General features: G+C 64.6%; 23 protein-coding genes. 11 read left to right on the forward strand and 12 right to left on the reverse strand.

All coding sequences use genetic code 11. The features are described 5' to 3' along the window. Positions 1 to 15: 15 nt before the first annotated feature. Positions 16 to 936 (forward strand): cyclopropane mycolic acid synthase family methyltransferase, encoded by a 921-nt coding sequence (locus tag SLQ31_RS08415; protein ID WP_319431401.1) that lies wholly within the window; start codon positions 16 to 18, stop codon positions 934 to 936. Here SLQ31_RS08415 and SLQ31_RS08420 read toward each other — a convergent pair. From SLQ31_RS08420 to SLQ31_RS08430, 3 genes are all read right to left on the reverse strand, one after another. After that, positions 884 to 2,038, reverse strand: coding sequence for a geranylgeranyl reductase family protein (locus tag SLQ31_RS08420; protein WP_319431402.1), 1,155 nt, complete (start codon positions 2,036 to 2,038; stop codon positions 884 to 886). The two genes, SLQ31_RS08415 and SLQ31_RS08420, sit on opposite strands and share 53 nt — an antisense overlap. A 77-nt stretch (positions 2,039 to 2,115) precedes the next feature. Beyond that, entirely contained in the window at positions 2,116 to 4,047 is a 1,932-nt protein-coding gene (gene htpG, locus SLQ31_RS08425; RefSeq protein WP_319431403.1) for a molecular chaperone HtpG, read from the reverse strand. 54 nt (positions 4,048 to 4,101) lie between these two features. Further along, the gene (locus SLQ31_RS08430; RefSeq protein WP_319431404.1) at positions 4,102 to 5,511 is read right to left on the reverse strand and encodes a TIGR00366 family protein; all 1,410 of its coding nucleotides are present in this window, start codon (positions 5,509 to 5,511) and stop codon (positions 4,102 to 4,104) included. A gap of 170 nt (positions 5,512 to 5,681) precedes the next feature. On the opposite strand from SLQ31_RS08430, the gene SLQ31_RS08435 reads away from it, so the two are divergent. From SLQ31_RS08435 to SLQ31_RS08445, 3 genes are all read left to right on the forward strand, one after another. Continuing rightward, positions 5,682 to 6,011 carry a WXG100 family type VII secretion target gene (locus tag SLQ31_RS08435; protein WP_319431405.1) on the forward strand — a complete coding sequence of 110 codons (330 nt, stop codon included), beginning with the start codon at positions 5,682 to 5,684 and terminating at the stop codon, positions 6,009 to 6,011. A gap of 6 nt (positions 6,012 to 6,017) precedes the next feature. Next, the gene (locus SLQ31_RS08440) at positions 6,018 to 7,706 is read left to right on the forward strand and encodes an alpha/beta hydrolase (RefSeq protein ID WP_319431406.1); all 1,689 of its coding nucleotides are present in this window, start codon (positions 6,018 to 6,020) and stop codon (positions 7,704 to 7,706) included. 137 nt (positions 7,707 to 7,843) lie between these two features. Next, a complete protein-coding gene (locus tag SLQ31_RS08445; protein WP_319431408.1) occupies positions 7,844 to 8,338 on the forward strand; it encodes a hypothetical protein in 495 nt (164 codons plus the stop codon). Here SLQ31_RS08445 and SLQ31_RS08450 read toward each other — a convergent pair. Further along, positions 8,328 to 9,404, reverse strand: coding sequence for a phosphotransferase (locus tag SLQ31_RS08450; RefSeq protein ID WP_319431409.1), 1,077 nt, complete (start codon positions 9,402 to 9,404; stop codon positions 8,328 to 8,330). The two genes, SLQ31_RS08445 and SLQ31_RS08450, sit on opposite strands and share 11 nt — an antisense overlap. Before the next feature lie 120 nt (positions 9,405 to 9,524). Here SLQ31_RS08450 and SLQ31_RS08455 point away from each other — a divergent pair, with 120 nt between their 5' ends. From SLQ31_RS08455 to SLQ31_RS08470, 4 genes are all read left to right on the forward strand, one after another. Then, positions 9,525 to 10,112 (forward strand): TetR/AcrR family transcriptional regulator, encoded by a 588-nt coding sequence (locus tag SLQ31_RS08455; protein WP_319431411.1) that lies wholly within the window; start codon positions 9,525 to 9,527, stop codon positions 10,110 to 10,112. A gap of 3 nt (positions 10,113 to 10,115) precedes the next feature. Continuing rightward, on the forward strand, positions 10,116 to 10,985 hold the full coding sequence (locus SLQ31_RS08460) for a LysR family transcriptional regulator (RefSeq protein ID WP_319431413.1): 870 nt from the start codon (positions 10,116 to 10,118) through the stop codon (positions 10,983 to 10,985). Positions 10,986 to 11,089: 104 nt separating this feature from the next. After that, entirely contained in the window at positions 11,090 to 12,310 is a 1,221-nt protein-coding gene (locus SLQ31_RS08465) for an MFS transporter (RefSeq protein WP_319431415.1), read from the forward strand. A 95-nt stretch (positions 12,311 to 12,405) separates the two neighbouring features. Next, the gene (locus SLQ31_RS08470) at positions 12,406 to 13,692 is read left to right on the forward strand and encodes an amidohydrolase family protein (RefSeq protein ID WP_319431416.1); all 1,287 of its coding nucleotides are present in this window, start codon (positions 12,406 to 12,408) and stop codon (positions 13,690 to 13,692) included. A gap of 112 nt (positions 13,693 to 13,804) precedes the next feature. On the opposite strand, the gene SLQ31_RS08475 is transcribed toward SLQ31_RS08470, so the two are convergent. Beyond that, the gene (locus tag SLQ31_RS08475) at positions 13,805 to 14,824 is read right to left on the reverse strand and encodes a hypothetical protein (protein WP_319431417.1); all 1,020 of its coding nucleotides are present in this window, start codon (positions 14,822 to 14,824) and stop codon (positions 13,805 to 13,807) included. A 108-nt stretch (positions 14,825 to 14,932) separates the two neighbouring features. On the opposite strand from SLQ31_RS08475, the gene SLQ31_RS08480 reads away from it, so the two are divergent. Both SLQ31_RS08480 and SLQ31_RS08485 read left to right on the forward strand, forming a co-directional pair. After that, complete coding sequence (locus SLQ31_RS08480) at positions 14,933 to 15,205, forward strand: type II toxin-antitoxin system prevent-host-death family antitoxin (protein WP_319431418.1); 273 nt, start codon at positions 14,933 to 14,935, stop codon at positions 15,203 to 15,205. Between the two features lie 5 nt (positions 15,206 to 15,210). Next, positions 15,211 to 15,618, forward strand: a complete 408-nt coding sequence (locus tag SLQ31_RS08485; protein ID WP_319431419.1) for a type II toxin-antitoxin system VapC family toxin — start codon at positions 15,211 to 15,213, stop codon at positions 15,616 to 15,618. 23 nt (positions 15,619 to 15,641) lie between these two features. Here the strand turns inward: SLQ31_RS08485 and SLQ31_RS08490 are convergent, their stop codons facing one another. After that, entirely contained in the window at positions 15,642 to 16,541 is a 900-nt protein-coding gene (locus tag SLQ31_RS08490; RefSeq protein WP_319431420.1) for an MBL fold metallo-hydrolase, read from the reverse strand. Positions 16,542 to 16,653: 112 nt separating this feature from the next. Beyond that, positions 16,654 to 17,262 carry a helix-turn-helix domain-containing protein gene (locus tag SLQ31_RS08495; protein ID WP_319431421.1) on the reverse strand — a complete coding sequence of 203 codons (609 nt, stop codon included), beginning with the start codon at positions 17,260 to 17,262 and terminating at the stop codon, positions 16,654 to 16,656. 102 nt (positions 17,263 to 17,364) lie between these two features. Here SLQ31_RS08495 and SLQ31_RS08500 point away from each other — a divergent pair, with 102 nt between their 5' ends. Next, on the forward strand, positions 17,365 to 17,742 hold the full coding sequence (locus tag SLQ31_RS08500; protein ID WP_319431422.1) for a hypothetical protein: 378 nt from the start codon (positions 17,365 to 17,367) through the stop codon (positions 17,740 to 17,742). Positions 17,743 to 17,744: 2 nt separating this feature from the next. Here the strand turns inward: SLQ31_RS08500 and SLQ31_RS08505 are convergent, their stop codons facing one another. From SLQ31_RS08505 to SLQ31_RS08525, 5 genes are read right to left on the reverse strand one after another with little or no spacing between them, the layout of a single operon-like run. After that, positions 17,745 to 18,485 carry a hypothetical protein gene (locus tag SLQ31_RS08505; RefSeq protein ID WP_413641931.1) on the reverse strand — a complete coding sequence of 247 codons (741 nt, stop codon included), beginning with the start codon at positions 18,483 to 18,485 and terminating at the stop codon, positions 17,745 to 17,747. Between the two features lie 32 nt (positions 18,486 to 18,517). Next, positions 18,518 to 19,297 (reverse strand): hypothetical protein, encoded by a 780-nt coding sequence (locus tag SLQ31_RS08510; protein ID WP_319431424.1) that lies wholly within the window; start codon positions 19,295 to 19,297, stop codon positions 18,518 to 18,520. 35 nt (positions 19,298 to 19,332) lie between these two features. Continuing rightward, positions 19,333 to 20,298, reverse strand: coding sequence for an MlaD family protein (locus SLQ31_RS08515; protein ID WP_319431425.1), 966 nt, complete (start codon positions 20,296 to 20,298; stop codon positions 19,333 to 19,335). Beyond that, complete coding sequence (locus SLQ31_RS08520; protein ID WP_319431426.1) at positions 20,295 to 21,341, reverse strand: MlaD family protein; 1,047 nt, start codon at positions 21,339 to 21,341, stop codon at positions 20,295 to 20,297. Before SLQ31_RS08520 ends, SLQ31_RS08515 begins: the two co-directional genes overlap by 4 nt. Beyond that, positions 21,338 to 22,501, reverse strand: a complete 1,164-nt coding sequence (locus SLQ31_RS08525) for an MlaD family protein (RefSeq protein WP_413641564.1) — start codon at positions 22,499 to 22,501, stop codon at positions 21,338 to 21,340. The genes SLQ31_RS08520 and SLQ31_RS08525 overlap by 4 nt, the downstream gene beginning before the upstream one ends. Position 22,502: the final 1 nt, after the last annotated feature.

Genomic DNA, 22,502 nt, shown 5'->3' on the forward strand with positions numbered 1-22,502 from the left:
GGCGAATACCCCGATATGAGCACATCGGAGTTTTCGGAGACCCGCGTCCTGACGCCGTATTTCGACGATGTTCAGGCGCACTACGACCTGTCCGATGAATTCTTTCGGCTGTTCCTGGACCCCACTCAGACCTACAGCTGCGCCTACTTCGAGCGCGACGACATGACCCTGGAACAAGCCCAGATCGCCAAGATTGACCTGTCGCTTGGCAAGCTGGGCCTGCAGCCGGGCATGACGCTGCTCGACGTCGGGTGCGGCTGGGGCGCGACCCTCAACAGGGCCGTGCAGCGCTATGACGTCAACGTCATCGGGCTGACGCTGAGCCGCAACCAGCAGGCCCGCGCGCAGCGGCTCCTCGACGAGAACCCCAGCGCACGAACCAAACGAGTCCTGCTGCAGGGCTGGGAGCAGTTCAACGAGCCCGTCGACCGGATCGTCTCCATCGGCGCCTTCGAGCACTTCGGCCGCGACCGCTACGACGACTTCTTCCGGACGGCCTACGCGCTGCTGCCGCCCGGTGGAGTCATGTTGCTGCACACGATCATCCGGCCGTCCGCCGGAGAATTCGCGGCGGACGGGCTACCCATCACGATGACCCTTGTGCGATTCGTCAAGTTCATCCTGGACGAGATCTTCCCCGGTGGTGACCTGCCCCAGCCGTCCGCTGTCCTCGAGCACGCGGACAGTGCGGGTTTCGAGTTTCAGCGAAGCCAGCGTCTTCGGCTGCACTATGCGCGCACGCTGGATCTTTGGGCAGCAGCGCTGACGGCCCGTAAGGACGAGGCGATCGCGCTGCAGTCCCAGGAGATGTACGACCGCTATATGCGCTACCTCACCGGTTGTGCCGAACTGTTCCGCGACGGCTACACCGACGTGTGTCAGTTCACGCTGACCAAGGCAGGTGCGCACCAAACTTGGGATGGCTCACCCCGTTGAGGACGCGGCGCCCGGTGTTCGCGAGTGCCGGGATGCCGGCCAGCCGATGGAATAACCGGCCGTTGCGGTACTCCCGACCCCACGTCGCGGTGATGCGCTGTTCGTAGTTGGTGAAGTCGCCGGGGCCGCCGTTGGTCAGCGCGGCGATGGCGCACTCGCCGGCAGCAAGCCCGGACTGCAGCGCCTTGGAAATACCGGCGCCCGACGCCGGCCTGGCCGCACCCAACGCGTCGCCGGCGAACAGCACGCCCGGGCGCCACGGCGGCCAGGCCGTGAAGCCCATCGGCAGCCGCCAGGCCTGCACAGCTTTGTTCTTCCGCAGCTCGTCGATGGGGGGCAGCTCCCACTCGGGAGGCAGCGTCGCGAGGAACTCGCCGAGCAGTTGGGTGACGTTGATCTGCTGCCAGCGTTTGTAGCTGTTGACGTAACCGAGTCCGATGTTGAGGCGACCCCCGCCCATCGGAAACACCCAGCCGTAACCGGGCAGCTGATCGCCCTGAAACGCCAGCTTCAGATAGATGTCGAGGGAGTCGGAGTCGGGACGGTTCGCCATCATCTCGGTGCGAATCGCGATCGCCGAGTAGCCGTTGTATCGCGAGGTCAGGCCGAGGCCCCGTTTGACGGGCGAGTAGGCGCCGTCGGCGGCGATCACCGCATCGGCGAATACCCGCTCCCCACCCTTGAGCATCAACCCCGTCACTCGGCCGTCGCCATCCATGATGGGGCCGGAGACCTCGGTGGACTGGCGCACCTCGGCGCCCGCGGACTGGGCGTTCTTGAGCAGCAGCGTGTCCAGTTCGCGACGTGGCGCACAGTGGCCATGGTTGGGCATGCCGGGCCGGCTGGGGAACGACAACTCCAACCGATTGGGACTGAAGACTGTCGCCCGATTGACGCGGTGGAATGTGTCAACCTCGCTGGCCAAGCCCATCTTCTGGATGAGACTGACCGCGCGCGCGGTCAGGCCGTCGCCGCACGGCTTGTCGCGCGGGAACTCGGCCTTGTCGAGCACGACCACCCGCGCTCCGCTCTGCACTGCCTGCCAGGCCGCGGAAGCCCCCGCCGGACCGCCGCCCACAATTGCCACGTCATATCGCTCCATATGCCGTATTCGAAGCTGTCGCGGTTGCGGACGGGTGTGAGCGCGATCGAACTCAGATCACATGCGGCAGGACCGCCCTAAACGGTCTGCGCCAGTCGCTCCGCCAGCAGCGTCGCGAACTTCGCCGGATCCTCCAGCGTGCCACCTTCGGCCAGAAGTGCTGTGCCGTAGAGCAGTTCGGCTACCTCACCCAGCGCGGCATCGCCGCCACGGCTCAAGAACCCGTCTCGCAATCCAGCGATCAACGGATGGCCCGGGTTGAGCTCGAGGATGCGTTTCTCCTGCGGCACCTGCTGCCCGGACGCCTCCAACATGCGCGCGAGCGCGGGCGTCATGCCGAAACTATCGGTGATCAGGCAGGCCGCCGACTCGGTCAGCCGGGTGGACAAGCGCACCTCTTTGACGTGGTCGGTCAGGGTTTCGGCCAGCCAGCCGAGCAAGTCGGCGTAGTCCTGCTCCAACTGCGAGCGCTCGGTCTCATGCGCGGTCTTGTCGTCCTCGGAGTCGAGGTCGACCTCACCCTTGGCGACAGACTGCAGTCGCTTGCCGTCGAACTCGGGCACCATGTCCACCCAGACCTCGTCGACCGGATCGGTGAGCAGTAGCACCTCATAACCCTTGGCCTTGAACGCTTCTAGGTGCGGTGAACTCAGCAGCTGCTGACGCGATGCACCAGTGGCGTAGAAGATCTGCTCCTGACCGTCTTTCATGCGACCGACATACTCGGCCAGCGTGGTGGGCTCCTCGTCGCTGTGCGTCGAGGCGAACGATGACACCGCCAGCAGCGTGTCCTTGTTGTCGATGTCGGACAGCAGGCCCTCCTTGAGGACCCGGCCGAATTGCACCCAGAACGTGCGGTAATTCTCCGGCCGCTCGGATTGCATCTCCTTGATCGTCGAGAGCACCTTCTTCGCGAGCCGGCGGCGGATCGCCTTGATCTGACGATCCTGCTGCAGAATCTCGCGAGAAACGTTGAGCGACATGTCCGCCGCATCGACGACGCCCTTGACGAAGCGCAGATACGACGGCAGCAGTTCGTCACAGTCGGCCATGATGAACACCCGCCGGACGTACAGCTGCACACCCACTCGGGCATCGGAGTTGAACAGGTCGAACGGGGCGTGCGACGGGATGAACAACAACGCCTGGTACTCGAAGGTGCCCTCGGCCTTCATCGGGATGACCTCCAGCGGGTCGTCCCAGGCGTGGGCGATGTGCTTGTAGAACTCCGTGTACTCCTCGTCGGAGACGTCGTCTTTGGACCTGGCCCACAACGCCTTCATCGAGTTGACGGTCTCCGTCTCGACGGTGACCACCTCGTCTCCGCCGTCCTCGGTCGCGGGGCTGCGTCGCTCGACTTGCATCCGGATGGGCCAGGCGATGAAGTCCGAGTACTGCTTGACCAGCGCCCGGATCTTTCGTTCGGCGGTGTAGTCGTGCAGCTCGTCCTCGGCATCCTCGGGTTTGAGGTGCAAGGTGACCGACGTGCCCTGCGGCGCGCCGTCGACGGCGGCCACCGTGTACGTGCCTTCGCCGCTGGACTCCCATCGGGTTGCCGAAGTCTCGCCCGCTTTCCGGGTGAGGAGGCTGACCTTGTCGGCCACCATGAACGACGAGTAGAAGCCGATCCCGAATTGGCCGATCAGTTCCTCGGACGCCGCGGCATTCTGGGCCTCCCTGAGCTGCTGGCGCAGTTCGGCGGTACCGGACTTGGCCAGCGTGCCGATCAGGCCGACCACCTCGTCACGGGTCATCCCGATCCCGTTGTCGCGGATCGTCAGCGTGCGGGCGTCCTCGTCGATGTCGATCTCGATATGCAGATCGGAGGTGTCGACATCGATGTCCTTGTTCCGGAACGCTTCCAGGCGCAGCTTGTCCAAAGCATCCGAGGCGTTCGAGATCAACTCCCGCAGGAACGAGTCCTTGTTGGAGTACACGGAGTGGATCATCAGATCAAGCAACTGGCGGGCCTCGGCCTGGAACTCCAGCTGTTCGACGTGTTCAGTCATGGTAAATCCGATCGAGAGGGACGACGATTGGTGCCGGCAGGATGATAGCGACTGTCAAATGACATGAGGCGCGATGAGCATGGTGGCACCCAGTACCACGAACCCGATCAGGAACGCGACGATCGTAAAGCCCATCACCTGACGGACATTGAGTTTCGCGATCGCCAGTAGGGGCAGCAGCCAGAACGGCTGGATCATGTTCGCGACGCCCTCGCCGACGGCCACCGCCATGGACATCAACCCGAGATAACCCGACGAGTGCTGACCGAGCGCCACCGCCGAGTCGACCGCGATCGGGCCCTGTACGGCCCAGTGCCCGCCGCCGGAGGGCACAAACAGGCTGATGATCAGCGAGCCGACGAAGGTCAGGAACGGCAGCGTGTATTCGGTCGCTCCGTTCACGAGCGCCTCGGCCAGCAGTGTCTGCAGCGGCTTGATGTCCTTGGCCGCCTGGTAACCCAGCAGGCCGATCAGCCCGCCGTACAACGGATATTGCAGCAGCAGTGGACCGGAGACTTTCGCGGCGCCGGTGAAGGCCCGAATGAACCGGATCGGGGTGCGGTGCAGCAGCGCACTGGTGATCGTGAGCAACATGATCATCGAGGAGATGTTCAGCGCGAAATCACTGATCCAGAAGTAGGCAATGCCCGCGGCGAAGATGAGGACGTTGAGGATCCACAGGTTTTCCAGCCACTCGGCGAACGACTTCTTGCCTTCAGGTTGAACGGGCGGTTGGTCTTCCTCCTCAAAAATCGCGGGATCGGGAGCAAGGGTCTGCGACGGCGCCATCCGCCAGATCGCCAGCGCCAGTACCGCGACCACGACGATCACCGACAGCCAGCTGTAGGGCTGAAAGATCGTGTCCGACAGGGGCACCGTCATGCCGGTGATCTTGTGGATCACGTTGATGGGGCTGCTGCCGTCGGTGTTCGCCAGCGCGATCGACGACGAGAGTCCCTGCGTCCAGATGAGGAAGCCCATGAATGACGCGGCGATGAGGTAGCCGAAATGTATGTCGGTGAGGCGCTTGGCGATCTGCCGGGCGATCAACGCACCGGCGACCAGGCCGAGCCCCCAGTTCAGCAGGTGCAGGGCAGCGCTCACGCCGAAACAGAGCAAGGCCGCCTGAACCTGATTGTTCGGCTTGCCGGCGATGTAGACGATGGCGCGCTTGAGGACCGGTGCCTCGGCGAGCGTGTAACCCGTGACGAGAATCAGCACCATCTGCAGGGCGAACGTGAAGATGTTCTGTGATCCCCACACGCCGCCGTACCACGCCTTGAGCATCCCGCTGGGCGTGGCGCCCTTCACCAGAAATGCGACCAGCGCGGCGACGATGATGGTGAGGACGACGGCGAATAGGTACGGATCAGGCATCAGCCGTTCGACGTAGCGGACCGAGACGTCGGTGAGGACCTGCATGACGCCGCGGCGTTTTGTTCTCGGTTCTTCGCTCGTTGTCATTGACCGCCCCCGCCGCTGTTTAGTGCCTGTTCGGCACGGACTCTAGCGCCTGCGTCCGCGGAATCCCGCGCGAAAACGGTGCAAGGTCGCCGCGCTATCCGACCAGAAGCCACTGGCGCCTTCCTGGCCTTTGCTGGTATCCATGAGTCAGCAGGTCTGAGGGGGATGGGATGTCGCTTCGGGTCAATATCGAGGATCTGGCCGCATCGGGTGTTGCGGTCACCGGTCACGGCGAGGACGTGGCCGCCAAACACGCGGCGGCCGCCAGCCGGATCGATGCCGCCCAGGTCGGGTGGCAGGGCACCTCGGCACTGGCCATGACCGCCCTGTCCGAGCAGTGGCTGGCCACCACCAGCACGCTGCTCACCCGCCTGAGTGATCACGCCCAGGGGCTGCACACCAGTGCCCAGGGCTTCGCCGAGATGGAGCAGCGCCACAGCCAGGCGCTGCAGGCACCCGCGCAGGCGGCGAACGCGATCGCCAGCCAGACCGATCTCTGAGCCGTCGTGACCCTGACCGTCGCCGACATCGAGCGCTGGAATGCCGGCGATGTCCGTGAGGTCTTTCACGCCGCCACCAGCCGCGCGCAGGCGGCCTTCGACGCGGCCGACGGCCTGGCGACGCTGCCGGCCCTCACCAGTTGGGGCGGCGAGTCTGCTGAAGCGGCCAAAGAAGCGATCGGGCAGACCCGCAAGGATCTGGACTCGCATGGCAATGAAGCGCTCGCGGTCGCCAACGCAGCCCGGGGTGCTGCGGACAACATCGAGAAGATCAAGTCGGAGCTGGCCACTCTGAAGGCCGATGCCGAATCGTTGGGGATGGAAATCGATCCCGTGTCCGGCACGGTGGTGCCCGGCCCGAAGATTCGCAACCCGATGGAGGCCGAACTCAAGCAAGCTCAGCTGCAGCCGCGGCTGAACAAGATTGTGGCCGAAGCCAATCTCGTCGACATGGCGCTGGCCAACGCCATCAGCATGGCTGGCGGTAAGACGCCGATCCCGCCGTCGCTACATGCCAATGACCCGGAGCTGCAGCAGGCGCTGAATCAGCCGCTGCCCGAGGACCCCAAGCAGTTTGGTGACCTGTGGGACAAGCTATCCCAGGAGGACAAGGACTTTCTCTACAGTCGCGACCACAGCATCGGCAATCACCCGGGCATGCCGTTCGTCGACAGGGACAAGTACAACCAGCAGCACCTCGGTGAGCTGATCCAGACCACGCAGACCAACATCGATTCCATGCAACGTCGCTATGACGAGCTGGCGCGCCAGGTGTACATGGGGGACAAGACCAACCAGACCGGCGGTGAACTCAACGCGCTGGGGTCGCAACTCTTGGCGGCTCGCCACAATATGGATGGCTATAAGGCCGTGCAGAATTCACTGCATCCGTCGACCGATCCGAATAGCAACGATCCGCTCGGCAAGGTTCCGCGGATGCTCGGCTTCATCGACGACCAGGGACATGCCGCCGTGTCGGTCGGCAATCCAGATACGGCCAGCCGCAACGCCATTCTGGTTCCGGGGACCGGCCAGGACATGGCCGCCTTCCAGGGGAGCAACGGCAAGTCGGAGGCGATGTTCCGGTCGACGCTGTTGGCCGATCCGAGCTTGTCGGCCAAGGACGTTTCGGTCACGACGTGGATGGGGTACGACCGGCCGATGAACCTCGCCGAAGCGGCATTCCAGGACCGGGCGGTCAACGGTGGCGCGGCGCTCGACTCCTACCTCAACGGCATGCACGGTTCGCACACCGGTCCGGCAGCCATCGACACGGTGATCGGGCACAGCTATGGCTCGACGCTGGTGGGCGGTGCGTCCAGCGGCGGCAATCACCTTGCCGCCGATAACGTCATCGGCGTCGGCAGCCCTGGCATGCTGGTGAAGCATGCGGGCGATCTCAATCTCGACCCAGGCGCGCACGTGTATTCCATGACGGCAAGCAACGACATCATCACCATGGCCACCGATACGACCCTGGGCCCCGATCCCTTCGGTCGGGACTTCGGGGCGACCCGATTGTTCGCCAACCCCGGCCCGAGCTGGGACCCGACAGGCATCATCGGCGACGTCGCCGCCCACAGCGCCTACTGGGACAGCCCCACCAATCCCGCGTTGCAGAACATGGGCGCCATCATCGCCGGTCTGCCACCGACCCAGATCGTCACACCCGACGGGGTGGTGCCGGGATCATGAGGTACGTGAGGGTGTGCACTCGCCGGGTGGCGGCACTGCTTGGGGCACTTACCTTGAGCGCCATGCTTTCCGGCTGTGGTGGCGGCACGCTCGGGCCGCCGAGCCCAACCGGCGCGACTGACATTGGAGGACCCACGATGACGTCCACACCACCGACACCGGACGGCTGGAACCCCAAAGATGTTGTGCCGCAGAGCCAGCAGCAGGCTCAAGACACACTGTTCGGCTATCTGCAACGAACCGTGAAAGGCCTACCGCCGGGAATCGCGTTCGACGCCACCAGGTTCGGCGGTGTCGGCAGCGGCAATGTCGGCTGTGACGACAATGCGGCGACGCCGGACGCTTCGATGCGCTTCAACGTCGCCTTCGATATCAAGGTGCCTCCGGGCACCGACAATGCGAACCTCATCCAGTCCATGGGCGGCGTATGGCGCAGTTGGGGCTGGTACGTCTATGAACGTGACGGGTTCCGTAAGCCGAACTTGTTCGGTTTCAGCCCGGACGGCTACGTCCTGCGGATTGTCACCGCGGCCCGTGACGGATTCCCGCCGGGCCTCGAGGGCTCAACGCCATGCTTCCCAGGCAACCTGGCGCGCAACGACATTGCGTTCCCCACAGTGGTTACGCCGTAATCGCGGCGATCGCTGACGCGGTGTCGAGATCACCGTAAGCGTTGGCATAACGTTGCGCCAGCGCGACAGCCACCTCGAGGCGTTGCCATAACCCGCCGCCACTGCTCGCGGTGGCCAGCCACAGCGCCAGCCCGTGCGCGACCGACGCGCGATACCGCAGCCAGACCTCGTCCATGCTGGGCAGCTCGACGGCAGGCAAGCCGAGCGCGTCGCGATATTCCTCCAGCAGCGCCCGCTCGTGCAGCCTGCGGTCCTCGACGGTCAGGGCGCCCTGCAGGAAATATCCGACGTCCAGTGACCAGTTGCCGCGGCGGGCGACCTGCCAGTCCAGGAAGCCGACCTCGCCGTCCGGCGTCACATAAGTGTTGCCGATATGCGGATCGCCGTGCAGCAGCGTCTGCGGCGAGGTGATCAACGTCCTGATGTACGGCTTCCACACCTCTTCGACCAACTGCTCGATCGACAGCGACAGCACCTCCGGGGGAGTGCTCGCATCGAGTTGTTCCAGCGCACTCGGCAGCGGCGCGTACTGCAGCCCGTCGAACGGCTCGAAGGGCTCCAGCCAGCCCAGTCCTGGCTCCTCGATGACGCGCGATCCCCAATACCGTCCATGCATACGTCCGAGCCCGCGCATTCCCGAGCGCGCCTCGTCGATTGTCAGGGGCCGCAACGAGTCCCGCGGGTCGGCCCCACGCGCGGTGAGGTCCTCCATGACGAGGCAGAAATCGTAGGCCTCTTCGTCGATGAGCGCGGCGTACACCACGGGATGCTCCAGCGGGAGTTCGACGCCGGAGCTGAACAGCCGCGGCTCGTGGAACATGCCGCTGGTCATCCGGATGAGTTCCTTGTGATCCGGGTCGGCGGCCTTGACGAACACGGTCGCCGGGCCCTCGCCCGCGGAATAGGACAGGCGAAGGCGCGCACGGCGATTGGTGCCGTCGTCGCGCAGATCGATGGCGACGTCGCTGACAGTGGCACCGGGATGGTGAGCAGCCAGGGCCTGCGTCATCCAGCTCGGCGAAACGTCGGCGAAGTCGGTGGGCACCGTCAGTTCGGGTGTGCTCATCGCGGGCGCGCTCCTGTGGTCGGCTCGTCTAGTATTACGACACGATATGGGTCGTAATAGCGGGAACCTACCGCACCCCATCCGCGACCGATAGTGAATCGACGAAGTTAGGCTCGCGACATGTCGCAACCGCCCGGCCGGCCCAGGGACGCCTCGCTGCACGCGGCGATCCTCGATGCCGTGCGCGAGCTGCTTCTCGTGTCCAGCTACGCCGAGCTGTCGATGGACGCCGTCGCGGCGCGCGCGCAGGTCGGCAAGAAGACGCTGTACCGGCGCTGGGCCTCGAAGGCGCCGCTGGTGGCCGAAGCGGTGCTGGATGCCTATGGGCGCGGCGGCTCGTTCGCGGTACCCGACACCGGCGACCTGCGCGCCGACCTACGCCGGTGGCTGATCGAGCACGGCGAGTTCATCGGCGAACCCGCCAATGCGAAACTCATCCGCGCTCTGGTTGCGGCGGCGGCCGCAGGTTCCGGCGACAGCGAAGCGCTTTACGAACAACTCAGCGTCCCGCAGCGCAGCGGACTCGTCGAGCGGGTGCGGCTCGCGGTGGACAGCGGAGCCGTCCGTGCCGAGATCGATCCCGACGTGGTCGCCAACGCCTTGATGGGGACGCTGCTGCTCCAAGTCATGAGCGGTCCCGTTCCGGGGGATCACGCTGTTGCGCAACATGTCCGGCTGGTGGATGCGCTATTGGACGGCATGGCCTAGAACATGCACCTCGAGGAACTCCAATGGTTCGTAGTGCTGGCCGAAACCGAACACGTCACCGAGGCCGCGGCCGAATTGGGGGTGAGTCAACCCACGCTGTCGCGTGCTTTGAGCCGGATCGAACAGAAGGCAGGCGCCCCACTCTTCGATCGCGTCGGCCGGCGTCTTCACCTCAACGAGTACGGCCGCATCATGCTCGAACACGCGCGCCGCAGCATCGCCGAAGTGCAGGCGGCACTCGATCGCATCGCTGCACTGCGAGATCCCGACACCGGCCGCGTCCGGCTGGCGTTCCTGCACTCGTTGGCGAACTGGTATGTGCCCGAGCAGCTTCGGCGGTTTCGCGAAGCCGCGCCGAGGATCGCGTTCGATCTGTTTCAGGGGCCGGCGCATGAGGTCGCGCAACGAGTTCTCGACGGCGGGGCCGATCTCGCGATCACCTCACCGCGCCCCGACCCGGCTGCCTTTACCTGGCATCGGCTGTATGTCGAGCGACTCTGCCTGGCGGTGCCGCCCGGACACCGGCTCGCGGCGCGCAGTCGGGTAAGCCTTTCGGTGGCGGCCGATGAATCGTTCGTCGCACTCGAGAAGCCGCTCGGCCTGCGGCAGCTGACCGATGACCTTTGGGCCGAGGCTGGCATCGACCCCGAGATCGTGTTCGAGGCCTCCGAGATTCCGACGATGGAAGGCTTGGTGGCGGCAGGATTCGGGGTCGCCGTCGTGCCGGTGCCGCGCGAGGGGGCCGACACCCGCGTGGTCCATGTCCCCTTGACGAACAGTCGTGCCAAGCGCGAGGTCGGCCTGGCGTGGGGACGTGACCGCCCACTGGCTCCGCCGTCGGAGCGGTTTCTGGACTTTCTTATCGGCACCTGACACGGGCTAGTCGCGTGCTTCAACTGCAGTCATGTTCTCAATGCATGAATGGTGAACTCTTCATGCATTGGACACATCAGTAGCCGATTCTTACCGTCGACTGAGTGACCATTGACCAATCCCTGGAACCTGCCTGGACCGGGCACACCCGGGGATCGGCGGCCTACGCGCGACTGCTGGCAGCGCTGTTCTGCGCAGGCGTAGCGACGTTTGCGCAGTTGTACTCACCGCAGGCAGTCCTTCCGCTGGTTGCGTCGGACCTCGGCATCGGGGCGGCCAATGCGGCGCTGGTGGTTTCGGTGTCCACCGCGGGGCTGGCGATCGGTGTCATTCCGTGGTCGGCGCTGGCCGACCGGATCGGCAGGGTCAAGGCGATCACGATCTCCGTGACGGGCGCGACGGTGGTCGGGATGCTGGTTCCGTTCGCGCCGACGTTCGGGCTGCTGATGGCCGGCCGGTTCGTCGAGGGTCTGTTGGTGGGAGGTGTGCCCGCCATCGCGGTGGCCTATCTGACCGAGGAAGTTGATCCGGTGCATGCCGCAAGGGCGGCCGGCACATTCGTGGCGGGTACGACGATCGGGGGTCTGCTCGGCCGGCTGGTGTCCAGTCCGATCGCCGAGATCGCCGGATGGCGAATCGGCGTCTTCACCGTCGCGGTGATCTGCGGGTTGGCGGCCATGGCCTTCGTCAAGCTGGCGCCCGCGCCGCGCGGCTTCACCCCGGCGTCGGGACGTGGCGCCAACCCCGAAGGGAACCTCGGCCATCGGCTGGCCGTCAACCTCCGCACACCCCGCCAGTTGGTGCTGTTCGCGCAGGGCTTTCTGCTGATGGGCGGCTTCGTCGCGCTATACAACTTTCTTGGCTTCCGCTTGACTGCCGCGCCGTTCCATCTGCCCCCGTCGTTGGTGAGCCTGGTGTTCCTGGCGTACCTGGCCGGGACGTGGGCGTCGTCGCGGGCAGGTGCCGAGGCCGCGCGCTTCGGCCGCAGGCGGGTGCTGCTGGTCTCAGTGCTGGTCATGATGGTTGGCGTCGCTATCACCCTGAGCGACAACGTGTTCGCGGTCCTCATCGGTTTGGTGGTCGCCACCGCAGGCTTCTTCGGAGCGCACTCCACGGCCGCCGGGTGGACCGGCCAGGCCGCACCGGTCGGCAAAGCCCAAGCCTCATCGCTGTACAACCTCTTCTACTACGCCGGCTCCAGCGCCATCGGCTGGTTCGGTGGAGTGGCGTTCGACGCTCGCGGTTGGACTGCCGTCGCCGTCACGATCCTGGTGCTGGCCGGCGTCGCCGCAGCACTGGCGGCTTTGGTCCTGCGCGACGCCTGAGGTCCAAGCGTCCCCACGCGCGCTTGACCGATCGGCTACTGTCGAGACAACAGTAAATATCTCAGTTTTGCTGGCCTGACCGAGAGAAGGTTGCCGTGAACAAAGACGACATGATTCTGATCAGCGTCGATGATCACATTGTCGAACCGCCTGGCATGTTCAAGAATCATCTGTCGACAAAGTACGTCGATGAGGCGCCCCGGCTGATCCACAACCCGGATGGCTCAGATTCCTGGCAGTTCCGCGATGTCGTGATTCCCAACGTCGCGTTGAATGCGGTGGCCGGTCGGCCTAAGGAGGAGTACGGCTTGGAGCCGCAGGGTCTCGATGAGATCCGGCCTGGCTGTTATGACGTCGATGAGCGGGTCAAGGATATGAACGCCGGGGGCATTCTCGGGTCGATGTGCTTCCCGTCCTTCCCCGGCTTCGCCGGCCGGCTGTTTGCGACTGAGGATGCGGAGTTCTCGCTGGCGTTGGTGCAGGCCTACAACGATTGGCATGTCGAGGAGTGGTGCGGGGCCTATCCGGCCCGCTTTATCCCGATGACGTTGCCGGTGATCTGGGATCCGGTGGCCTGTGCGGCCGAGATCCGCCGCAACGCCGCCCGCGGTGTGCACTCCCTGACGTTCAGCGAAAATCCCTCGGCGATGGGTTATCCGAGCTTCCATGACTTCGACCACTGGAAGCCGATGTGGGACGCGCTCGTCGATACCGACACGGTCCTCAACGTGCATATCGGATCGTCGGGCCGGCTGGCGATCACCGCCCCGGATGCGCCCATGGACGTGATGATCACGTTGCAGCCGATGAACATCGTGCAGGCGGCGGCGGATCTGTTGTGGTCGCGTCCGATCAAGGAATATCCCAATCTGAAGATCGCGTTGTCGGAGGGTGGCACCGGCTGGATTCCCTACTTCCTCGAGCGCGCCGACCGGACCTACGAGATGCATTCGACGTGGACGGGGCAGGACTTCGGCACGCAGAAGCCCTCGGAGGTGTTCCGGGATCACTTCCTGACGTGCTTCATCTCCGACAACGTCGGGGTGCAGCTGCGCAACGACGTCGGTATCGACAACATCTGCTGGGAGGCCGACTACCCGCACAGCGACTCGATGTGGCCCGGTGCCCCCGAGCAGCTCGATGAGGTGTTGAAGAAGCACAACGTGCCCGACGACGAGATCAACAAGATGACGTACGAGAACGCGATGCGCTGGTATCACTGGGATCCGTTCACGCACATCGCCAAGGAGCAGGCCACCATCGGCGCGCTACGCAAATCCGCTGAGGGACATGACGTTTCCACCCAGGCATTGTCCAAGCATGAGCACGCGAAGTCCGATCCGACCGCTCAACTCAAGGCGGCCACCAGCTCACAGCGATGACTCGCGGGCGGCGCTGATGAACGGCGACGCTTAGCCGGTACTAGCCGACGCGCAGGCTGATTGATGCTGGCATCGGCGCCGTCAACTGGGCGCGAGAACTACCGCCTGTGGGTCAACTTAGGCCCCTATTGGCCATCCAGGTCTGGTGTTTGATCGCCGCTTTACGGGCCTGCTTGGCCAACGCTCGGTCGGGCAGGTGCTGCCCGAGGGCTTCCAACACTGCGGCCGTCTCGGGTGCGCAATGATGCCAAAAGAATTCGAGCATGCCTGCGGGATCGTGGCCGCGAAGAAACTGCTCGCACAGCACGTCAGGGTGGTCGATCAGTTGTGCCAGGATGTCTACGATGATGGCTGGGGTAATGAACCCGCCGACGGCGTCGCCGTCCGCCAGTCCGTGGTCCAGTAACCAGACCGCGGCATGCCCCGCCGCCGCGGTGTCGAGCAGTTGCCGCATGTGCGGCTCTGCCACGGCGGCATCGAACATCCCTAAAAAGCGAAGGCCGACGAGTCGCATGCGTGCGTCCTCGGCTGCGGTGATCATTGCAGCAACGAGTCCGGCGCGTTCGGACGGCGGTAGCGCTGGCTTCCACACCGCGAGCATCGCCGAATGTCGTTCTGGCGGTTGGGTGGCCATCGCGTCCATCAGTTCGGCCAAGTCGACCTCGGCGAGGTCTGGCGCGGTGTGTTCGTCGATGCGCCGTTGCATCGCTGCCAGTAGTTCCTGGTCCGACATCGACTCCGAGCCCTCAATGTCGACCAACAGCGACTTGGCCATGCCGTAATTGCTCGGGTCAGCCATCTTCGAAGTCATTTTGCCGGCCAAGCCGTTCGTCGTCCGCATGAGAGCCCGGGCGCGCTCGGGACCACCGGGTAAACGGCCTGTGCCGCCGAGGAAGTGAAGTAGCTCCACCACGGTCTCGCACACCGACCAGGATTCGTCGGCGGGCAGTCTGAGGCGGCGTGGACACCAATCGAGAAGGAAGGAGCGAATGGCGTGCTCGTCGAGCGTCGCCAGTGAAGATTCCGCGTGCCAACGGAGGAAGGTCCGGGCATGGGAAACGTAGTTGATGCCGTGTCCCAGAGGCTGTTCGCAGAGCCAGTCCTCGAACTCTTCGATCAAATCGTCGGCCACTTCAGCAGTGTGGCTTGCAGTACCGACAAACGGCAGTCACCGTTGCCTTCTGTTGTGGAGCGTCTAGATAGCCAGTTAGGTACTACATATATGTACTACACTTGTCGGATGGCTGAGATACCGGTGCGCGTTCTGAATCAAGAGACCGCGAAGGTCCTCGCGCGGGTCAAGGCGGGTGAGGAGATCACCCTGACCGAGCGTGGCACCGTGATTGCTCGAATCGTGCCGGCCTCACCGGGTCCGCTCGACGATCTGGTCGCTGCTGGCCGGGTGCGGCCGGCCGCGGCGCACGGTCCGGCCCCTCGGCCGAAGATCCACGGCGGCGAGGATCTCGATGCAGGCGCTCTGCTGCGCAGCATGCGTGACGACGAACGGTACTGATCGACGTGATCTACCTTGATACGTCGGCGCTCGTAAAGTTGATTCGCGTCGAGTCAGAGTCCGGTGACCTGGCGGACTGGCTCGATGAGCGGATCGAAATGCCCTGGATCACATCGACTTTGGCCGAGGTGGAACTGCCAAGGGCGCTTATTCGGGCGGGTATCCCCGAAGGTCTACCGGCCGTGCCGAGCATACTGGCTCGCCTGGACATTTTCGAGATGGACCCTGTCGTGCGCTCTACCGCCGCAGCGTATCGAGATCCGGCGTTGCGCTCACTTGACGCGATCCACCTCGCGACGGCGCAGGTGGCCGCCTCGGCTGACACGCTCACTGCGTTCGTCAGCTATGACAATCGGCTGACGGAGGCCGCCGAGACGCTTGGTATGGCGACCGTCGCACCCGGCGTCAACTGAAAGTCCAAGCGGCACCGCCGGGCTCAGTAATCCCAGCTGGCCGGTACACACCGGAAGACATCGCCGGCGGGCGCCACGTGGCAGACCGACGGGAACGGCAGGTGGGTGGCCACCAGTGCCCCGCCAGTTGCCGCCAACTCTCGCAGGAGATTGACCCGGACGCGGGCCGCCTCTGCGGGATCGTGCTCAAAACCGTTCTGCCACTCGGGGTTATCGAATCCGACAGCGAACACCGCGTCCCCGGCGAACGTCAGCTGATCACCACGAGACTCCAGCCGGACGATGCTGTGTCCGGGAGTGTGACCACCGGTACGGCTGATGAGCACTCCCGGCACCACCTCGTACTCGGTCTCGAACGGCCGCAGCTGGCCGCGGTAATCGTTCAGGAACTGTGTTGCGGTCCGCCGCAACACGTCCGGTATCGGCTGCGGCATGACGGTTTGGGAGAAGTCGGGCTTCTCCCAGAACTCCGCCTCCGCGCTGGCCAGGTGGACTCGCAGGTCTGGGCGCAAGCGGGCCTTCAGCCCGTCGGTGAGGAGCCCGCCGATGTGATCCATGTGCAGGTGGGTCAGCACGACGTCGGTCACGGATCCGGGATCGATGCCTGCGGCTTCCAGTCGGTGGACGGTCTGCCCGGCCCGAGGAAAGTCCGGGAACTCCACCCCGAGACCGGCGTCGACCAGAATCGTCCGGCCGCCGGTACGCACCACGACCACGTTGAGCGGCCAGTCGACCACGTCACGCGGTAGGAACATGTCATCCAGCCAGCCACCCAACTCGGCCGACGCGACGTTGGTGCCCAGCGTCGAGGCCGTTATCGGTAGCACCCCGTCGCTGATCACCAGCACCTCGATGTCGCCGACCTGCACCGCGTAGCGCGACGGAACCAACTCGTCCACCTGCGAAATGTTGTCCACGCTCATGTCTGTTCTCCTGACCGCCTTGCCGGGCGACGTCGTGAAAGTGCTTCTCGACTGCCTGAACGCAAGGTGGTTCGACGATTCATCCCGTACCCCGAAGGTCATCCCGGCAGGGTCAGAATTCGCTTCGCCCGGTGATGTGTTCGAACGCGTTATTCAACCGTCGCGTCATGCGTCTCGTGTCGTGGAGATCGCGGTCGGGCTCGATGTCGGCGGAATCCCCAATGCCCGCCGCATAGGTGCCGGACACCACTGCCGACCACACCCTGACCGTGCGGAGTATCAAGGGGTCGTCCGGGTCCATGCCGTAGTGATCCGCCAGCGCGAGCGGCAGCGTCTGTTTACGTCGTTCCGCGATCGCGGTCGCCACGATGGGTGAGGCCATCGACAACAACCCCATCTGTTGCATCCGGTGCAGCGGGACCGCTCCGGTACCGGCGATGATCGCGCCCAGCATCTCCTTGTGGGCTCGGCTGAGTGCATCGACGAGATCTTCGTCCTGCTCGCCCTCGGCCAAGTACTTGACGACAGCCGTGAACATGTCGTCGACGATGGCGAGCACGTACGATTCCTTGGTGGGGAAGACCGTGGCGAGGGTCTGGACGGGTAGGCCACATGCTTCGGCGACGTCGTCGAGTGCCGTGGAACCGAATCCGCGCTCGAGGAACAACGCGAGTGCGCTATCGATCACCGCACCGCGATCAAACTCTGGTGTCGAATACATGGCCAGAGGATCGTAGGCCCGCCGCCGCGGTCACGCCTGTCGACTACGTCAATTCGAGTAAAGCCGGCCCCTGAAATTCGGCGCAATGCGAAGGTAGAGCAGATGTGTCGACGACCCTTCAGCGTGCCGCTCGCTGCCGCCGCGGCCGCGATGTTCCTGGCGGCCGCACCCGTGGCGGCGGCCCGCGATGATGACTGCAGCCTGCTCCTGCCGGCGGCCGATCGGTTGGAAGCCGTGTTCAATCAGCTTGCGCCGTCGGGAACTCCGCCGTGGGTGGCTGCCCAGGTTCGGGCCCCGTTGAGTCCGCTGCACAACTTGAGCAGCCCGCCAGGGATCGATCTGCGGATTCGGTCGAACATGGTGGCCTCCCAGATCGACAACAGCGATCCGTACCGGCCGGCGAGCCCAGAACGACTTGCCAGCGATCTGGCCAAGGCCAGGGATCTGTTGGTCGCGGTCCGTGACTACTGCGCGCCGTAGCGTTAGTTTCCGCCCAGGCCCCAGCGCTTGATCTGAACGCGTTCGGCGTCAGGCCAAATCGCTTTGGCGGCTGGCGAATTGCAGAAAAAATCCTCGGCTTGGCGGATGCTCATATCGACCGCGTGCAGGCCATCTTCCTGGTGGGCGCGGCAGTTGACGGTCAAGGCCCGGTTGGTGGCCGGATCGGCATCCAGGACTTCGATGGTCAACACCGTAACGAGCGTGTACCCCGCTCCGGTCGGCAGATAGAAGGTGAGGTCCCGGCTGGCCGGGCCGCCGCCGTTGCTGACCAGATAACCGTCTCCACTGGGATATACGGCCTGCCCGACCATTTGGGTGCGCTCGTAATGCCGGCTGTCACCGGGGGCGCGCCACACCGCGAACCGCGTGTTCGGGTTCCCGCCGTTGAGCAGATTCTGCGAGATCGGGATGATCAGCTCGTCGCGACCGTCACCGTCGACGTCCTGTAGCCCGACGCCTCCCGGGGTCGATGGCTCCAGGAGTTCATCGATCGTCTGCACCACCGCGCCCGAGGGATCGGTCACGGTGACTTTCACGGCTCTGGGCCGCGGCAATTCGGGCACACTCCAGTACTTGACCGCGAAGTCGAGATCACCGGAGTGCAGAGTGCAGTCGACCATTGGCGACGTGCCTGTCGGGGTGATCACCGGGTTCGATTGTGGGCAGGGTGGCAGCGTCGTATCCGCGCGCGCCGCGGGAGACACGGTGCTCGCGATCGCCATCGTCACGGCGGCGACGAATAGCGACGGCCGATTCACGGACGCGGTGCCGGTTTGGCCGGAGCCGGTGCCGGAGCAGGCGCGGGGGCAGGTGCCGGACCGGCGCCGGGCGCGGGAGCAGGAGGAGCGCCGGGCGCGGGCGGAGCGGCCGGAGCACCACCGCCCGGGATCTGTTGCTCCTCGGGTGCCTTGGTGCCGGTCTTGGGGCCGATATCGGTGACCTGCCAAGCATTGCCGACCTTGTTCACCGTGACTCGCAGCAGGATGATCGACACCTTCGGCGTCGGGTTCTGCAGATTGCGGGTGGTTTGATGGGCCGACACCACCACTTCGTAGGAGCCGTCGGGCGCAAGGACGGGATCGGTGGCCAGCACCTCGCCGGTGGAGCTGACCTGCGCCTGCAACATGACGGCTTTGAGTAGGTCGGTGGCGTTGACGTACTTGTCTTTAAGCTGCTGCGACACACCATCTTCGACGGAGTGGAAGAAGGCGTCGGGGTCCTCGAAGCTGTAGGTCAGTGACTTCATCGCGTAGTCCCTGGCGAGCTGAGCGGCGGCCGCGCGATCTGCCTCGCTCTGGCGCAGCTCGGCGAGCTGGCCGCTTGTCTGGTGGTATTTGATGAACCCGAACACGCCGCCGGCGATCAGCACCACAGCCAAAGCCACCGCGACCCAGAACCAGCGATTCTTCGATCCCTGTCGCGGCGCGGGGGAGTCGTCGACCGGCACAGCGTCGACGGCTGGCTCGGCCTCCTTGGCGGGCTCGGTCTCGACGGCGCTGGACGTTTCGTCATCGCCGGCAGTTGACTCGGTCATGTAGCGATCTTCCCTTGCTATTGCTTCGTTCGTGGTCACTCGTGCCACGCAGGTACGTTGAGTTGAACCCGCACGCCGCCGGTGTCGTTGAACGTCGATTCCCAGAAATCGAGCCAGTGCCCGGCGTCCACCTTAACGTCGTGCAGTGGAGCCATCGCGGGCTGCAGGATGGTGGCGAAAGTACCCAACGGGCCGGCCAGCATGTCGAGCCATTCGCCGAACTTGGCCACCAGGATCCCGGCCGGGTCCTGGGGGCCGATCACGCCGATGCCGGTGTGCGACAGGATCTCGATCTGGTGGATCAGCTGCAAGAACGCCGGCACCGACTTCGGCAGTATTTTGCCGGTCTCGCTGATGATTTCACCGGCATGGAGCTCGCCCAGGTTGGTGGTGAACGTGGACACATTGCTGAACAACGTGCCGAGCAGTTCCTTGTCGTCGCGGATCACCTTGGCGGTCAATCCGGCGGTGACGGCCAGGGAATCGATGGTCTCGTCGTTACCCTTGAACGCCGCCGACATGTCATTGATGATGCCGTGGATCTGGTCGAGGTTAAGCGCGGTGAACAAGACGTTGGCCTTGGTCAGCAGATCGCTGGCGGTGACGATCGGTGCGACCCGATCTGGGGGAATCACCGCCCCGTCGGTGAAGTACGGCGGCGCAATCAATTTCGGCCGAAAATCGATGTACTGCTCGCCGGCCGCCGAGAGGTTCTCCACGCTGATCATGCTGTCGGCGGGGACCTGGTACTTGCGGTCGACGTCCATCGACACGGCCAGACCGCTGTTGGTGGTCTGGATGCCGGTCACCCGGCCGACCTTGATGCCGCGCATCGTCACTTCCGAGGTGGGCATCAGGCCACCGGAACTGTTGAGCAGCAGGGTAAGTCGAGTGATCTGTTTGGTCGGGCCCATGTCGAGCACGCCGAACGACATGTAGGCCGCCCCGGCCAGCGTCATCACCACCAGGATGGCCAACGTGGTGCGCGCGCTGAATTTCATGGCACCAGCCCCATCGTCTGCATCGCCTGTACCGCCGCATCGGCCTTGTCGGCGGGATCGACGCCCTCGTGTCCGGTCGGTGCGTGAAGTTCGGTGATGGTGTATTTCGGGCCGCCGTCGCGGAAGAACCCGAGGAGCTTGTAGCGCAGCAGCGCGACGAACTTGTCGGCGATCACCGGAATCGTGGTGTCCGCGGTTGCCAACGTGTGGATCATCGGCGTGATGTAGGAGAGGATCTGCATCAAGTCACCGGCAATGGGGTTGATGAGATCGCCGCCGAGTTTGCCGACATCTCGAGACGCGCCGACCACGTTGAGGATGGCGATCGTGACCGCCGACAGGCCTTGGAGTTTCGCCGGACCTTCGGTGATCAGCCGGTTGAACACCTGCGTGTTGGCGGCAAACCCGGAGGTGATGTTCTCCATGCCGTCGAGCATCTCGTTGATGGTGTCCTGATTGGCGGCCAGATCGTTGAGTACGCCGGCGACGGTGTGCTGCATCCGGGTCAGCTCGCCGGGGTCTTGCGGAAACGCCTTGTTGACGTTGACCACGGTGGTTTGCAGCGTGCCGATCGCGCCGCCGGCCACCAGATTCGACATCGACCGCAACAAGTCTTCGACGTTGTCGGCCGGGGCGGTGTTGCGCAGCGGGATGGTGTCGCCATTGCGCAGTATCGGCCCCGACTTGTCCTCGGGCGGAAGCAACGCGACGTAAATATCGCCGAGCGGGGTGGCCTGGCGGAGTTCAGCGCGGGTGTTGACGGGAAGCTTTGTATCACCGGCTATTTCGACGTACGTGACCGCGGTGGTGCCCTCGAGCTGGACGCGGTCGAGCACACCGATCTGTACGCCGCCGGAGTCGACCTTGGCCCGGGCCGGCAGGTTGAGCACGCTGGCGAACTCGATCTTGATGTTGTAAGAGTGTCGCGGGGTGTAGGCGCCGGGGACCGGCAGCCGGGTCGGATCCAGGGAGCATGCCGCGGTCAGGCTCAGCGCCACGGTGGCCAGCAGCACGCACAGCGCGCGCAACGATCGTCGGGTCATGGCAGCGCCGCCCCCAGGACGAGATTGGTCAGGCCGAGGGTGACCGGGTCCGTCGGGGTTCCCGACGCGCATGCCGCGGCCGCGCCGGGGATATTGCGATCCTTGAGTCCTTGGCAGATGGCGCCGGCCTGGGTCGGGGCGATCGAGACCTGCGGTGGGATGTAGGTGACATTGTGGGTGCCCCACGACGGTTCGTAGATGTCGGCGATCCAATGGCTGAACTGCGGCCACGAATTGATCATCGCGGTGATGGCCGGGATGTGTCTGTTCAGCAGGTCCCGCAGCCCGCCGAACCGGACATCGAATTTCTCATACCACCGCGGTCCGAACCGGTTTATCGCTTCGATCAAGGTCGGAAGCAGGTGTGACACATAGGCCATCGCCGCACCGAAGTTGTCCGACAGGCCCTCCATCAATTGGGTGGTCACCGGAAGAGACTGGATCACCGAGGCGAAGCTGTCCCAGTGCGTGAGGAAGTCCGAGGTGAGGACTTCGCTGTTCTCGAACAGCGCGCGGTAGTCGGCGTCGGCCTTGTGCGGGTCGGCGAGCATGGTGACCAGATTGCGCATGGTCTTGTTGATGCCGGGGCCGGTGCCGTTGAGTGAATTGCTCGCCGCGGACAAGCTGTCATTGATCGCCTGCACACCCGGTGCCTTCGACGGGTCCTGGCCCGGTTGGGATCCCAGGATGGCGTCGGTGAGATTGCCGATGGCAGAGAATGTTTCGCTGACACTGATCGGGGTCTTGGTTGACTTCAGCTTGATGCACCCGGGCCCGGTGAATTTCGGGCCGCCGGTGTACGGCTTGGTCAGTTCGACATGGCGATCGGTGACGATCGATTGTGAGTAGGTGACCGCACCGACGTCGGCAGGCAGCACCAGATCGGCGGGCACGGTGAAGTCCACCTCGACGTGGTCGGGCTTGTTGACAATCGCGCTCATCGAGCCGATCTCGATACCCAGCAGCGCCACCTTGTTGCCCGGATACAGCCCTACCGCGTCGGTGAATTCGGCGCACATCGCGCGGGTGGGGTTGATTTTGGGCGACAGGATCTTGACACCCACAACGACCGCGACCGCGAGGATGGCAAGGATGGTCACTGTCACCGCGATAACCCGACGTGACCGTAGCCGCGAGCCGATACCCGACACCCTGGCCATG

It is taken from the genome of Mycobacterium sp. RTGN5, from assembly GCF_033804465.1.
GTDB lineage: Bacteria > Actinomycetota > Actinomycetes > Mycobacteriales > Mycobacteriaceae > Mycobacterium.